The organism is Weissella koreensis KACC 15510 (assembly GCF_000219805.1).
Classification (GTDB): Bacteria; Bacillota; Bacilli; order Lactobacillales; family Lactobacillaceae; genus Weissella; species Weissella koreensis.
This window is the reverse complement of record NC_015759.1, coordinates 86,259-101,261: the sequence shown is the minus strand read 5'-3', so window position 1 is coordinate 101,261 and position 15,003 is coordinate 86,259. Positions and strand designations below refer to the sequence as shown.

At 34.8% G+C, this 15,003-nt stretch carries 13 protein-coding genes and 1 pseudogene; all 14 read left to right on the top strand.

Annotated features, from left to right (window positions below):
* Positions 1–26: 26 nt before the first annotated feature.
* The 14 genes and pseudogenes from typA to WKK_RS00385 all read left to right on the top strand — a co-directional run bounded on the left by typA (position 27) and on the right by WKK_RS00385 (position 14,964).
* The gene (gene typA, locus WKK_RS00445; protein ID WP_006845476.1) at positions 27–1,868 is read left to right on the top strand and encodes a translational GTPase TypA; all 1,842 of its coding nucleotides are present in this window, start codon (positions 27–29) and stop codon (positions 1,866–1,868) included.
* Between the two features lie 240 nt (positions 1,869–2,108).
* A complete protein-coding gene (locus WKK_RS00440; protein WP_006845475.1) occupies positions 2,109–3,278 on the top strand; it encodes an FtsW/RodA/SpoVE family cell cycle protein in 1,170 nt (389 codons plus the stop codon).
* 2 nt (positions 3,279–3,280) lie between these two features.
* Positions 3,281–3,592, top strand: coding sequence for a YlbG family protein (locus tag WKK_RS00435; protein ID WP_013989107.1), 312 nt, complete (start codon positions 3,281–3,283; stop codon positions 3,590–3,592).
* 12 nt (positions 3,593–3,604) lie between these two features.
* Entirely contained in the window at positions 3,605–4,156 is a 552-nt protein-coding gene (gene rsmD, locus WKK_RS00430; RefSeq protein ID WP_006845473.1) for a 16S rRNA (guanine(966)-N(2))-methyltransferase RsmD, read from the top strand.
* Positions 4,157–4,159: 3 nt separating this feature from the next.
* Positions 4,160–4,651, top strand: coding sequence for a pantetheine-phosphate adenylyltransferase (gene coaD, locus WKK_RS00425; RefSeq protein WP_006845472.1), 492 nt, complete (start codon positions 4,160–4,162; stop codon positions 4,649–4,651).
* 8 nt (positions 4,652–4,659) lie between these two features.
* Positions 4,660–5,043: a hypothetical protein gene (locus tag WKK_RS07235; protein ID WP_013989105.1), complete on the top strand. Its 384-nt coding sequence runs from the start codon at positions 4,660–4,662 to the stop codon at positions 5,041–5,043.
* A gap of 12 nt (positions 5,044–5,055) precedes the next feature.
* Positions 5,056–5,730 (top strand): annotated as a pseudogene (locus WKK_RS07230) (PDZ domain-containing protein); the annotation flags it as partial.
* On the top strand, positions 5,730–6,731 hold the full coding sequence (locus WKK_RS00415) for a nucleoid-associated protein (RefSeq protein ID WP_013989103.1): 1,002 nt from the start codon (positions 5,730–5,732) through the stop codon (positions 6,729–6,731). The pseudogene WKK_RS07230 and the gene WKK_RS00415, both read left to right, overlap by 1 nt.
* Positions 6,732–6,949: 218 nt before the next feature.
* Positions 6,950–7,729, top strand: coding sequence for a transporter substrate-binding domain-containing protein (locus WKK_RS00410; protein ID WP_013989102.1), 780 nt, complete (start codon positions 6,950–6,952; stop codon positions 7,727–7,729).
* A gap of 23 nt (positions 7,730–7,752) precedes the next feature.
* A complete protein-coding gene (locus WKK_RS00405; RefSeq protein ID WP_013989101.1) occupies positions 7,753–8,451 on the top strand; it encodes an amino acid ABC transporter permease in 699 nt (232 codons plus the stop codon).
* Positions 8,452–8,498: 47 nt separating this feature from the next.
* Positions 8,499–9,827 carry a dihydrolipoyl dehydrogenase family protein gene (locus WKK_RS00400; protein ID WP_013989100.1) on the top strand — a complete coding sequence of 443 codons (1,329 nt, stop codon included), beginning with the start codon at positions 8,499–8,501 and terminating at the stop codon, positions 9,825–9,827.
* A 224-nt stretch (positions 9,828–10,051) separates the two neighbouring features.
* Entirely contained in the window at positions 10,052–11,059 is a 1,008-nt protein-coding gene (gene yidC / locus WKK_RS00395; protein ID WP_013989099.1) for a membrane protein insertase YidC, read from the top strand.
* A gap of 215 nt (positions 11,060–11,274) precedes the next feature.
* Positions 11,275–12,255: a GMP reductase gene (locus WKK_RS00390; RefSeq protein ID WP_006845465.1), complete on the top strand. Its 981-nt coding sequence runs from the start codon at positions 11,275–11,277 to the stop codon at positions 12,253–12,255.
* Between the two features lie 516 nt (positions 12,256–12,771).
* Positions 12,772–14,964, top strand: coding sequence for a type IA DNA topoisomerase (locus WKK_RS00385; RefSeq protein ID WP_006845464.1), 2,193 nt, complete (start codon positions 12,772–12,774; stop codon positions 14,962–14,964).
* Positions 14,965–15,003 lie beyond the last annotated feature (39 nt).

Genomic DNA, 15,003 nt, shown 5'->3' with positions numbered 1-15,003 from the left:
ACGAAAACGTCAAGGAGAACAGGAATTTGGCAAAACGCGATAATATTCGTAACATTGCAATCATCGCCCACGTCGATCATGGTAAGACCACGTTGGTGAATGAATTATTGAAGCAATCAGATACATTGGATGCTCGTAATAACATTACTGATCGAGCAATGGATACAAACGATCTTGAAAAAGAACGTGGAATCACAATCTTAGCTAAAAACACAGCCGTTAAGGTTGGAGATAAGCAAATTAACATCGTTGATACTCCCGGCCACGCTGACTTCGGTGGTGAAGTTGAACGTATCATGAAGATGGTTGATGGAGTTTTGTTGGTTGTTGATGCCTTTGAAGGAACAATGCCACAAACTCGTTTCGTTTTGAAAAAGGCTTTTGAACAAAACTTAACTCCAATTGTGGTAGTTAACAAAGTTGACCGTCCAGGGGCTCGTCCTTCTGAAGTAGTCGATGAAGTTTTGGATTTGTTCATTGAGCTTGGAGCTGATGAAGAACAATTGGAATTCCCAGTTATCTTTGCTTCAGCTATGAACGGAACATCTTCATTAGATCCAGAAGTTGATAAGCAAGAACACACAATGAAGCCTGTCTTTGACAAGGTATTCGAAACAATTCCAGCCCCTGAAGATAATTCAGATGAGCCATTGCAATTCCAAGTTGCTTTGCTTGACTATAATGACTTCCTTGGTCGTATTGGTATTGGACGTGTCTTCCGTGGAACTATCAAGCTTGGTGATTCTGTTGAAGTTATGAAATTAGATGGAACAACTCAAACTTTCCGAGTTACTAAGTTGTTTGGATTTATTGGACTTGACCGAGTTGAAATCGAACAAGCCGAAGCTGGTGACTTGATTGCACTTGCTGGAATGGAAGAAATTTCAGTTGGTGAAACAGTTGCTGATCCTGAGCATCCTGAAGCATTGCCTGTTTTGCGTATCGATGAACCAACTTTGCAAATGACTTTCCGTCAAAATGACTCACCGTTCGCTGGTCGCGAAGGTAAGTTTGTAACGGCCCGTCAAATTGAAGATCGTCTTCGTCGAGAATTGCATACTGACGTTTCTTTGCGTGTTGAAGATACTGATGAAGCTGGTGCTTGGTTAGTCTCTGGTCGTGGTGAATTGCACCTTTCTATCTTGATTGAAACAATGCGTCGTGAAGGCTTTGAATTACAAGCTTCTCGTCCACAAGTTATCTATCGTGAGATTGATGGCGTTCAATCAGAACCGTACGAATCTGTTCAAATTGATACACCAGATGAATATGCTTCATCTGTTATCGATTCATTGAACCAACGTAAGGGTGAAATGTTAAACATGGAAGCTATGGGAAACGGACAAACTCGTTTGTCTTACGTAGCTCCTTCACGTGGTTTGATCGGATATTCAACTGAATTCTTATCAGCAACCCGCGGATATGGAATTTACAATCACACTTACGAAGACTACCGTCCAATCGTTCGTAACTGGGAACCAGGTCGTCGTAATGGTGCCTTAGTTTCAATTACACAAGGAACAACGACTAATTACGCCATCATGGGTGTTGAAGATCGTGGACAAATGTTCGTTGGAGCTGGAGTTGAAGTTTATGAAGGAATGATTGTTGGAATGAATTCACGAGATAACGATATCTCTGTGAACGTTACTAAGTTAAAGCCACAATCAAACGTTCGTTCTTCAAACAAGGATCAAACTTCATCAATCAAGACTCCTCGTGAGATGGGATTGGAAGCTTCTTTGGAATTCTTGAACGAAGATGAATATGTTGAAGTAACTCCAGAAAACGTTCGAATTCGTAAGGATATCTTGAATACTTCTGAACGTGAGAAGTATGCTAAGCGTCGTAAGATGTCTCAACAATAATATTTAATAAAAGTTAAAAAGGATAATATTTTAAATTTTAGGTGTTACGTTCATTGCGTAAATTTAAGTTTTAGAAAAATTATATTTTTAACATAAATCGAGAGACCGGGATAGTTTTTGTCCAGGCTCTCTTTTTATTTAAACTAAAATGGTTAAACTTCAATTAGAATCAGTATTTTTGCAGAAAAATTAGTATATAATATTATTATTAACTCTTTGGAGAAATATGAGGGGACCGGTTTGGTAAAATTATTTAAAAAAATACAATATCGGATGCGTTATTTTGACTGGTGGATTGCGATATTAGTCTTAGCGCTAATGTCTTTTGGAAGTGTAATGTCTTTTTCTGCCAGTGCTGGTATGTTAACGGGTACGCCGTCAGGTACATTATTTAAGCAACTATCATTTTATTTGATGGCTTTTATTATGATGCTAGTTGGTTATCATGCATCCAAAAAATGGATTGATTCATTAGGGGCTATTGCCTATATGATGTATTTCATCTCATTATTCTTGCTATTAACGACTTTTTTCTTTCCACCAATTAATGGAGCTAGAGGTTGGATTGTGTTGGGACCAATCTCTATTCAACCCGTGGAACTTTATAAGGTCTGTTTAATTTTATGGGGATCATTTGCCATGACCCGTAATCACGATAATAAATATAATTTTATACATCTTGGATGGATCAGATTTGCCTTTGTCTGTGTAATATTATTTCTTTTCCCAGATACTGGAGGATTCATTATTACCACTGGTATCATGGCCGTGATTATTTTGGCCTCAGGTGTAAAAAAAAGGTTTTCGGTAATCGTAATAACTGGAGTTATATTAATATGGCAAGTTGGATTACGGGCTTTAGAACCAATTTTGTCACTGTCTACACATTATAGCTTGCAGCGTTTTACTGCATATCTAAATCCATGGAAGTATGCGCAGACAACCGGAAATCAAGTTATTAATTCTTATTACGCCATTAGTAATGGTGGTTTATTTGGGCGTGGATTAGGACGTAGTTTACAAAAAAACAGTAATTTGCCAGAACCAAATACCGACTTTATTATGGCAGTAGTTAGTGAAGAAATGGGGGCTATTGGAGTTGCTTTGGTTGTCATAGCACTTGTTATTATTAGTTGGCGGTTGATTTATTTTGCATTCCGTACGCCTTCAATGCGTTATCGTTTACTATTGGTTGGATCAGCTAGTTACTTGTTACTGCAAATCATTGTTAATTTAGGCGGAGTCGTTGGAGCGTTACCAATTACCGGAGTTACTTTTCCTTTAATTTCAGTGGGAGGTTCGTCGATATTATCATTAGGACTAATGTTTGCCATTGATTTAAATGTGATTAAGCAAATTAAGATTGAAAAAGAATTGTATTTAGCTGATAAAAAGAAGGGACAGGCTTAAGAATGGAATTAGAAATTAAACCTCGTCGGAGTGTGATTGTTTATCTAAATAATGTTAAGCAAGCAAAACAATTACGACGCTTTGGAGTGATTGAATATATCTCAAATAAGTTGAAATATGCGGTTATTTATATGGATGAAGCTGATATTGAGAAAAAGCAAATTTTAATTAGTCGTTTAGGGTTTGTAAAATCAGTTGAAATTTCCAATTGGCCTGAAGTTGATTCAACTGTTGGTAGCAATCAAGATAGTGTAGCCTTTGCCGTTGATGAATTTGAATTAGCTGACATGGTTGGGGCTGATGATGAATTATAGGGGAAGGTTAAAATGCGAATTATAAGTGGAGATTATAGAGGCCGTGCGTTAAAGGCGGTCCCAGGTTCGGCAACGCGCCCTACCACAGATAAGATCAAAGAAGCTGTCTTTAATTTAATCGGCCCTTATTTTGATGGGGGTCGCTCATTAGATTTATATGCTGGTTCTGGTGGATTAAGTATTGAAGGGGTTTCACGAGGAATTGAAGAAGCGGTCTTAGTTGACCGACAATTTGCAGCAATTAAAACAATTCAATCTAATGTGGCGGTTACTAAGGAGAGCGAAAAATTTACCGTTATCAAAAGTAGTGCAGATCAAGCGATTCAACGCTTAAATGGACAACAGGCTTTTGATTTGTTCTATTTCGACCCGCCTTATGCTAAACAAACAATTCAAGCAGATGTTGAAAAGTTATCAGCAGCTAATTTAATTGCTGATAATGCTATTTTAATGGCTGAAACTGATCAGGAAGCACAATTACCAGATCAAATTGGGGGCTTCGAATTATGGAAGCAAAGAGAATATGGAATTACAGTAATTACAATTTATCGTTTTAAGGGGTGATTTATGATGCGTAAAGTTATTTTTCCAGGAAGTTTTGATCCGTTTACCCTGGGTCATTTAGATCTAGTGCACCGGTTGAGTGAACTATTTGATGAAGTAATTGTTGCGATTGGAAAAAATCAAGCTAAGTCAGGATTGTTTTCGGTAGAAGAGCGTAAAATTTTAATTGAAAAAGCGTTAAAAGAAGCTCAATTGACAAATGCTTCAGTGATTTCATATGATGGTCTCACAATGGAATTAGTTCATCAATTAGGAGCTAAGTCTATTGCACGTGGTGTTCGCAATGCGACTGATTATCAGTATGAGAAAAACATTGCTGAATTAAATCAAAAATTAGCTGATGCGGAAACTGTTTTTTTGATGGCTCGGCCAGAAAATCAAGCGATTTCTAGTTCTATGGTCAGGGAATTAGCCCATTTTGGCGCTGATATCAAAACCCTGGTGCCTAGTGATGTTGCACAAGCTATTAACCAAAAATACCAAAGAAGTGAGTAAAAAAGACAATGCGTCCTTTAAAAACAAAATATAAATGGCTGATTTGGTCGATTATTGCAATTTTATTAGCTGGTTTTCTCATGATGCCTTTACCGCTTTATAGCGAATCTCCAGGAATTTCAGTTGGGCTGAAAAACTTTATAAAAGTTGATAATAAAAAGCCTAATTTTAAGGGTGATTATAGTTTGACTGCTATTTCACTTAGCCAATTAACGGGGCTAGGCGCATTGATCACCTTAACTAATCCGCACGCTGACTTTATGACTAAAGATCAAGTTATGGCTGGTGCTACAAGCAGTGAAGAACAGAAAATAGATAAAATTGATATGGATACAGCATTTAATAATGCCAAAGCAGTAGCCCTAAAAAAAGCAGGAATTGATTACAAATAAAATTTTAAAGGGGTTTATGTTCGATCGCTTCAACCCAATTCTAAGTTTAAAAAAGATCTTAAAATTGGCGATATGATTACTAAGATTAATGGAGAAAAGCAGGCAAGTGTTACTGATTTTCAAAGCACCATTCGCAATCATAAATTAGGTGATCCCATTACTATTACTTATTCCCGTAATAATAAGCAATATAATAGTACGCATCCAACGGTTTCCTTAGGCGGAGCTAATGCTAAAATACCGGGAATTGGGATCCTTTTGATTGATCATACAACAATTTCCACTAAACCTAAGATTACCGCTGATATGGGTAAAATTGGGGGACCTTCTGGTGGACTAATGTTTTCATTGGAATTGTATGAAGCTTTAAGTAATAATAATTTGGCACAAGGACGCTTAATTTCGGGAACCGGAACGATTGACCGTGAAGGTAATGTTTGTGAAATTGGTGGGATTGATAAGAAGGTTATTTCTGCAGGCGAGAGCGGTTCTAAGATTTTCTTCGCTCCATATTTAAAGGTGCCAGATAAGTATTTGAAGTATGAAGAAAAGCATCAAACCAATTATCAATTAGCTAAAAAAACTGCTCAAAAATACGAACCACAATTAAAAGTGGTTCCTGTATCTAATTTTCAACAAGCACTCGATTATTTAGAAGCACATCCAGTAAAAGAGGAAAATAAATAATGATTTTAAAACATGCGATTTTGCATATTCTCGATCAAGATGCTCATCAATTAATCTTGTCACAAAATGAAATGAATTTAGATCAAGTTAATTTACATGATTATCTTGAAAAACAAATTTCAAAGTTTAACTCAAGCGATTATCAAACTAGCCAGTTAAATGGAGATGATTATTTAGCTCAGGTTTTAGATGATAATAGTTCAGAGACTTTTGTAGAAAAAACTAGTCAATTAGCTCAAAAGTTATTTTCAATTATTAGCGATATTCCAGAAGTGCCAGGAAGTGATTTGTTAATTTCAGAATATAGTGATGAAGCTCATGATTATTTTGCATTATTTAAATTAAACTTTACTCCACGTTTTGCACATATGGTGGATTATGAAGATGATATTTTAAGCAATAAGTTAATTGTTAATCAATCTATTTTACCTAATGCTGGGACTGTACCTGACGAAGGGCTAATTATTGACTTAATGGATGGATCAGTTCGTCTAATTGAAAAGCATTTTCAACATAATGGGCAACGCACGGCCTATTTTGCCGAAAAATTTGCTCAGTTAAATCTTAATCCAAGTGTCAAAAATGAGTTGCAAGGCTTAAAACAAGCAGTAAAACATGTAGCTGATAAATTTGATATGCCTTTACATGAGACTTTAGCGAATACTCAAGAGATTATTTATGAAAACGTTTCTGATCAAGGCGTAGTTTCGCCAGAAAAAATTGGGGATGCACTCTTTAATCAAAATTTTAGTGCCAAAGAGGTTTATCAAGAAGCGTTGGAAAGCCGATCGATTAACCATGATATTAAAATTGACAATCCACTAAAATATCAAAAAAAGTATTCGACACAAAAATTTGTTTTGGATTCAGGAATTCAAATTTCCATTCCAATTGAAGCCTATCAAGACAAAAATCAGGTTGAATTGATTAATAATCCTGATGGTAAAATCACATTGATGATTAAAGGTATTGATGATATAAAAAATAAGTTTAATGCTTAATTTGACATTAAAATAAATCGTTGTACAATTAAGAATATCAAAGGGGAACTACTATGTTGAAAACAAAAACACAGTTTTATATTTGTGGAACTTGGTTGCTTGATGGCAATTGAGAGTTTTTGGCGAGTAATTTGTCTTAATTTCTTGATAGTGAACAAGCACGCGCTCATTTTATAATGAGGTCGTGCTTTTTTTATCGAAAAGAGGGGTAATTAGTAATGAAAAAGCATATTTTTAGTACACTTATTGTTGTCAGTTCAATTGTTGGGCTCTTAGCTGGCAGCAATTTTACACAACTGCATGCGGATACCATCAAGAAAGGAACGTTAACGGTTGGCTTAGAAGGAACTTATGCACCATTTTCATATCGTGAAAAGGGTAAGTTAACTGGATATGAGGTTGAGGTTGCCAAGGCAGTTGCTAAGGAAATCAATATGAAACCAAAATTCGTACAAACTAAATGGGATTCACTGCTAACTGGATTGGATTCTAATAGATATGATGTTATTTTTAATAACGTAGGAATAACTAAAGAACGTAAAAATCGATATTTATTTGCCAAACCATATTTATATTCTAAAACGGTATTGATTCAAAAACGAAATGGTAAATTAAAAACCTTAGAAGACATTAAGGGAAAGAAATTAGCACAGTCAACAAGTTCTAATTTTGGTCAAATGGCTAAAAAGAATGGTGCTAAGATTGTTGCTGTTCCGGGGATGGTTGAAGCAATGAATTTGATTGATTCAGGTCGTGCTGATGCTGAACTAAATGATGCTGGGGCTTTTGAATTATGGCATCATAAAAATCCGGATGTAAAAGTTAAGGCTATTAAAATGGATAGTGAAATTCCAGCAGTTCCAGCGGCCCCAATGTTAAATAAAAATAATCCAAAGTTACAAAAGCAAATTAATAAGGCAATTAAGAAATTAGCAAAAGATGGAACATTAAGTAAACTTTCAAAACAATACTTCAAAACAGACTTAACTAAAAAATAATTTAATTAAAGGTAGAACCTAGCATGGAATTTATTCAACTGGCTGTGAAATGTTTACCACAATTATTTCAAGCCGCAATTTTATATACTTTACCACTCGCAGCAATTTCGTTTGCGTTGGGGCTCATCATTGCAACTGGGACGGCGTTAATCCGAGTCATGACGGCACCTAGGAATCGATTATTGAAAATTATTATGATTCTGGTAAAAGGAATAGCATCTTTTTATATTTGGCTTTTCCGTTCGACACCAATGTTGGTCCAACTTTTTATTGCTTTCTACGGTCTACCCAGTGCAAATATCGATTTCTTTGCCAACGCCTGGATTAGTGCCATAACGGTATTCTCACTCAACACGGGTGCGTATGCCGCAGAAACAATTCGTGCATCAATATTATCAGTTGATAGAGGGCAGTTAGAGGCCGCTCAATCGGTCGGATTATCTAGAATTCAAGCCTATTGGTATGTAGTCTTGCCACAGGCGGTGCGTATTGCAATTCCACCATTAAGTAACTCATTAATATCGCTAGTAAAAGATACATCTTTAGCTAGTGTAATTACAATTGTAGAGACATTTTATCTCAGCCAGCAAATTGCTTCTGAGAATTATCAAACCTTATCTATGTATATTTTAGTGGCGATTGTTTATGCAGTTATTACGACAATTTTAACTTTTGTCCAACGATGGTTAGAACAAAGAACTTCACGTTATTTAGCATCATAATAAAATAAGAGCGGTTCGTTTAAACATAACGAAGGAGAAGAATTAATATGAAGCAAATTAATTATGATTTAGGTATTATTGGATCAGGCCCAGCTGGATTAGCTGCAGCTTTTGAGGCAAAACAATTAGGGCAAAAAGTTGTTATGATTGAAGAATACATGTGGGGTGGAACCTGCCCCAATTATGGCTGCGATCCGAAAAAAATTTTACTTAGTGCAGTTGAAACACTTCATCGGGAGCAAGCATTACAAAATAAAGGATTAGTCGGATCAGCAACGATCAATTGGCCAGCTTTAATGGAAACTAAACAAGAGTATGTTGACGCTGTTAAACCTCGTAAACTTAAAGGTTTGGAACAAGCAGAGATTGAACATATCTATGGACATGCTCAATTTATTAATCAAGACACTGTAGCTACTGATGAATACCAGATAACAGCTACTAATTGGATCATTGCTACAGGACAACGCTCACGTCAACTTGATTTCCCTGGAGCTGAATTAATGAGCAATAGTGAGGATTTCTTGAATTTGTCAGATATGCCGCAAGATATTACCTTCTTAGGTGGTGGATATATTGGGGTTGAATTTGCTAATATTAGCCACTTTTCTGGAGCTCGAGTTCATTTAATTACCCAAGGCTCACATTTGCTGTCAGATTTTGATCAAGTTTTGGTTCGTGAATTTGAAAAAGAAATGCTTAATAATGGTATTGAAATTTTATTTGATAATACGATTGATGTTATTCAAAAACAAGATAATAAATATTTAGTTAAATTATCAAATGGGACGACTTATTTAACGGACCTAGTCATCAGTGCGGTGGGTCGGACTGGAAATGCTGATAAAATTCAAGCCGAAAAAGCCGGTATTAAAACGCGTGATGGTCATGTGACGGTAGATCAATATCTTAAGAGTTCTAATTCACATGTTTATGCGATTGGCGATGTAGCTGATAATGATGTACCAAAATTAGTACCAGTTGGAAATTATGAAGGACGTTATGTCGCTCGACAATTAGCTGGTCAAGACCAAGCACCTTTAGAATATCCAACGATACCTCAAGTTGTCTTCGGAACACCAAGAATTGCGCAAACTGGGGTTTCCATGGTAGAGGCAAAAAATCAGGGATTTACGATTAAAGATTTAGAGATGGGTAATGTAATTACCTTCTTCCGATATCATGATCAAGCTCGGATTAGGGTAGCTATTGATACTAATGGCCTTATTGTGGGGGCTAGTATTTTCGCTTTTGAAGCTGAAGAATTAATTAACTATTTTGTTACAGCTATTAATATGAAGCGAACTTTTGCAGAAACCCAGGCTAATTTATATGCTTATCCATCATTAGGGAGTGAATTTTCTGAATTTTATTAATTCATTTAAGCAAAACTTGAATTAATATTTAAAGTAATATAGTAAAATAAAGAGCAGATTGCCTAAACTTATGGGTAACCTGTTCTTTATTTTAATTTAATCCTTACAGGAATGTGATAAGTGAAAGAATTTTGAAAACTGATCTGTTTTTATGTTATAATTTTTTATTAGCAAGCTAGAATAAAAAAGATAATTCTTAATAAAATATAGGAAGTTAACAAAAAATGAAAATAAAAGGTTTAACCCCAATTTTAATCGTAATATTGATTATTTTGTTCTTTACTGGACATATCTATTTCTTAGCACCATACTTAGCGAACTTTATGCAGATTGTTGAAGGTATGTTCAATGATTCTAATGCCATTGGCTGGTCAATCTTAGTTTTGACCTTCATCGTACGGTTAGTTTTGCTACCCATGCAGCTACACCAATCACGAAATATGACTATTCAACAAGAAAAGATGCGGTTACTACAACCACAATTAACGCGGGTTCAAGAAGCTCAAAAAAATGCTAAAACACCTGATGAACAAGCTCGTGCAACTCAAGCAATGATGCATATTTATCGAGAAAATAATGTTTCAATGCTGGGTGGTATGAACTTTTCTACTTTGGTAATCCAATGGCCAATTTTCTCGGGTTTGTATGCAGCAATTAACCCTAGTATTATTCATGGTTGGAAAGGAATGGACTGGGCGCTTAATCAAGCAGCTGAAATTAAGAGTGCCACTTTCTTTGGAATTCATTTAGCACAACCAAGTATCGGTTTGGCTATTGCAACTGGATTAATTTATCTAATACAATCGTACTTATCAACACTTGGAATTGCGCCTGAACAAAAAAAGCAAATGCGGACAATGATGTTTATGATGCCAATCATGATGTTCATGATGACTTTCTTTACGAATGCCGGAATTGGATTATACTTTATGGGTGGAGCAGTAATTATGGTGCTTCAAACACTTATGATTAATCTTTGGCGTCCACGTTTGCGTCGTCATGTTGGTGCAAATTTTGAAGTTAAAGATGTCGTTGAAGATGCTTTAGCTGGTCGTATTAAAACACCGGAGACTGGAAAAAATTCAAGTTTCATGGATAAAATGGCTGCAGCACAACAGCAAGCAGCACAACAAGGTCAAACTGAGCGTAAAGATGTAACACCTAATAATAAAGAAAAAAACTCACAACGACTTTCTAATCGTGAAAAAAACCAAAGAAATAAACAAAAATAATTATTTTAATAAAAGAAGCCCAATCTCATGTAAGAAGAGATTGGGCTTTTTTAATGAATGTAGCTTAATATTTTTGGTAATTTTAAAACATTCGTTTGCTTTATACGTTAATTATAAGTTGATTATCATATATAGTTCGTTATATAATGAAAAAGGAGTCAAATGTTGTGATTCATGACACCAAAAAACGAACTATTAAAAGGGAGATATTTATAATGACTCAAGATATGATTTTTGATTATGAGGATATTCAATTAATTCCCAAAAAAGGTTTATTAAATAGCCGTAAAGATGCTGATACAACGATTCAATTTGGCCCTGAAAAGTTTAATCTGCCAGTTGTTCCTGCAAATATGCAGACCGTTATTGATGAGGATTTAGCTCTCAATTTGGGAGAAAAACATTATTTTTATATCATGCATCGATTTGAACCAGAACGTCGATTAAATTTTATTAAGCGTGCTCACTCTAATCATATTTTTGCTTCAATTTCAGTTGGGGTAAAACCGGCTGAATATCAATTTATTGATCTTTTAAAAGATGAACAATTAATTCCCGAATATATTACAATTGATATTGCGCATGGTTACAGTGATTCAACGATAGCCATGATTAAATATATTAAAAAAGCTTTACCTAAAACATTTGTTATTGCAGGAAATGTTGCTACTCCTGATGCGGTGATTGCACTAGAAGATGCCGGAGCTGATGCAACAAAAGTGGGTATTGGTCCGGGTAAAGCTTGCATTACTAAATTAAAAACTGGATTTGGAACTGGTGGATGGCAATTAGCTGCGATTAATCAATGTGCTCAAGTTGCAACTAAGCCGATTATTGCTGATGGCGGTATTCGATATCATGGTGATATCGCAAAATCGATTCGCTTTGGTGCATCTATGGTCATGATTGGTTCAATGTTAGCGGGCCATCAAGAAGGTCCGGGAGAAGTAATTGATCTAGATGGAGCACCTGTGAAAGCATACTTTGGATCAGCATCCCAATTTCAAAAGGGGACATATCAAAATGTCGAAGGTAAAAAATTATTTGTTCCTTATCGAGGAAGTATTTACAATACGCTGAATGAAATGAAAGAGGATCTACAATCATCCATTTCTTATGCTGGCGGTAAAAAATTATTAGATTTACGTTTGGTTGATTATGTGATCGTTAGAAACTCGATCTTAAATGGTGATTAAATTTATTATTAGAAAGGCTGAGGCATAAGTTGTCTCAGCCTTTTTTAAGCTTGCATATTACAATCAGAGTGGTTTATAATTTTTATGTATTAGGTTAGAATTAATGGCGAAATTAATATGTTTTTGAAATGGTATAAATTTTGCTGAATTAGGTTATTAAATTAATTTATAATTTTTACACGTCAATTTTGATAATGGAAAGTTAATGATGCTCATTTTAAACTTAACAAAATAAAACAGATAAATAAAATAACCTATGTCAAACTAGCCAACAGTAATGGAATGACAAGTTGAAATGGTTGGTTAAATTATATGCGATATCACTAATTTAACTATGGGTTGGCCGTTTATTATATAAATTTACTGAGCTAACAGGCAGATGGAAGAGGCGAAAGTTGTCTTAACTATCTGCTGCTTTTTTATTTATAAAAATTATTAAAATATAAGCTTGAACATGAAATTTATATTTACAACGTATGAGCCTATATATTTAAGTGATGAAGGGAAAAAGGTGTAATGAGAACCATTATATTAGCCGAGAAGCCAACGCAGGCCGTTGCATATTCTAAGGCATTTAAAAGTAGCAAGAAGCGAGAAGGTTATATTGAAGTTTCAAATGAATATTTTGATGGTGAAACTTATATAACTTATGGTTTTGGACATTTGGTAGAACTTTATTTGCCAGAACAATATGATGAAAAGTATAAAAATTGGAGTATTAATAATTTACCAATTATTCCTGATCAATTTAAATTTAAAACGGGTAAAGGGAAGGCAGAGCAATTTAAAATAGTCAAAAATTTACTTTCTGAGGCTGATCAAATTATTATTGCAACCGATGCTGATCGTGAAGGCGAAAATATTGCTTGGTCGATTATTAATCAATCTGGTATTAATCCTCAGGAAAAAATTATGAAACGATTATGGATTAATTCACTAGAATCATCTGCTATTCGTGATGGCCTAACCAATTTGCATGAGGCTAAACAGCATTATTCGGCATATATTGAAGCACAAACAAGAGAATTTAGTGATTGGCTAGTTGGAATGAACGCAAGCCCTTTATATTCTTTATCGTTACGAAAACAAGGAATTAGGGGTGTGTTTTCAATCGGACGTGTCCAAACTCCAACTCTTTATATGATTTATAAACGGCAAGTGGAGATTGATAATTTTAAACCAAAACCATACATTGAATTGCTGGCACATGTAAAAACGGGGAAAAGCGAATTTGAGGCTAAATTAGACCCATTCATCAGGTTTGATAATCAAGATAAGGTTAAAGTTTTCCTATCAGATAACGAATTAGTTTTAGTTAACAAGAGCCAATCAAAAGAAAATAATAATAACTTTGGAATTATTAATAACATTATTAAGGATAAAAAGAAGCAACCTAGTCCAAAATTATTTTCATTGTCAACTTTACAGTCTAGGGCTAATAAGGCCTTTAAAGCATCAGCACAAAATACTTTGGATGCAGTTCAATCGTTATATGAAAAGAAATTTTTAACTTATCCTAGAACGGATACGCAATTTATTTCTGACGAAGAATTTTCATATTTATTGGATAATATTAATCAGTATTGTGAATTTGCGAATGTCACAGCTAATATTGCTCATAAAGAACCTAGAAAACGTTACGTAAATAGTAAGAAAGTTCAAGAACATCATGCTATTATTCCAACACGAACGATTCCTACAAAAAATCAATTTATGAAATTAACTAGTTTAGAAAAATCAATTTATGAATTAGTATTGAGAACAACGATTGCAATGTTTTTGGATGATTTGAATTATGATGAACAGGTTATTATTGTTAAGTCAGGTCAGGCACAGTTTAAGGCAATGGGACGAGTAATAACTACCCCTGGTTGGAAATTATTATTTAAGACAAACAGTAAAAAATCTAGTGCTAATGGGGAGGTTAGCTTGCCTCGAGTTGATATCGGTCAGAAGGTCGATTTTGATTTATTAGATGAACATAAGGTGACAGTTGCACCATCGGCTTATACTGAGGGAACCTTAATTACTGCAATGAAAAATGCTGGAAGAGACTTAGCAGATGCTCAAAAAGAGATTCTTAAAGAAACTGAAGGAATTGGAACTGAAGCGACTCGGGCGGGTATCATCGAACGATTGAAAGCAAAGAGCTATATTGAACTTAAAGATAATAGTTTAGCTGTAACAATGTCGGGTATTATTTTATGTCAAGCAGTTGAGTTACAACCGCTATTAAATTCGCCTGAATTAACAGCACAATGGGAGATGGCCTTACATGAAATTGGTCAAAATAATCGAACTCAAGCATCGTTTTTAAAACAAATCGAAAAATTTATTTTGAAATTAATCAATGAAGTTCCAGATCAAATTGAAACTAATCAAAAATTAACTGATCAGATAAATAGTCAAAAAGATACTAATGCTGATCAATATAAAGAGCATATGGGGATTTGTCCAGTTTGTAAGGCAGGCCATATGATTGATCGAGGCAAATTTTATGGATGTAGTAATTACAACTCAAAAGAAGCATGTAATTTTTCCTTACCAAGCAAATGGGCAGGTAAAATTCTACCAAAAACGGCAATCAAAGATTTAATCAAGAAAGGTCATACTAAAGAGATTAGCGGGTTTAAAAGTAAGGCAGGTAAATCTTTTAGTGCAATTTTAGAATTGGTTGATGGTAAACTGAAATTTGTTTTTGATAAATAATAATTAATGGCTTAAGCGAATAATAATGAAAAAAATTAG

Coding starts and splice junctions, on each gene's coding strand:
- WKK_RS00435 (WP_013989107.1), top strand. CDS start 3,281: ATGGAATTAGAAATTAAACCTCGTCGGAGTGTGATTGTTTATCTAAAT.
- rsmD (WP_006845473.1), top strand. CDS start 3,605: ATGCGAATTATAAGTGGAGATTATAGAGGCCGTGCGTTAAAGGCGGTC.
- coaD (WP_006845472.1), top strand. CDS start 4,160: ATGATGCGTAAAGTTATTTTTCCAGGAAGTTTTGATCCGTTTACCCTG.
- WKK_RS07235 (WP_013989105.1), top strand. CDS start 4,660: ATGCGTCCTTTAAAAACAAAATATAAATGGCTGATTTGGTCGATTATT.
- WKK_RS00415 (WP_013989103.1), top strand. CDS start 5,730: ATGATTTTAAAACATGCGATTTTGCATATTCTCGATCAAGATGCTCAT.
- WKK_RS00410 (WP_013989102.1), top strand. CDS start 6,950: ATGAAAAAGCATATTTTTAGTACACTTATTGTTGTCAGTTCAATTGTT.
- WKK_RS00405 (WP_013989101.1), top strand. CDS start 7,753: ATGGAATTTATTCAACTGGCTGTGAAATGTTTACCACAATTATTTCAA.
- WKK_RS00400 (WP_013989100.1), top strand. CDS start 8,499: ATGAAGCAAATTAATTATGATTTAGGTATTATTGGATCAGGCCCAGCT.
- yidC (WP_013989099.1), top strand. CDS start 10,052: ATGAAAATAAAAGGTTTAACCCCAATTTTAATCGTAATATTGATTATT.
- WKK_RS00390 (WP_006845465.1), top strand. CDS start 11,275: ATGACTCAAGATATGATTTTTGATTATGAGGATATTCAATTAATTCCC.
- WKK_RS00385 (WP_006845464.1), top strand. CDS start 12,772: ATGAGAACCATTATATTAGCCGAGAAGCCAACGCAGGCCGTTGCATAT.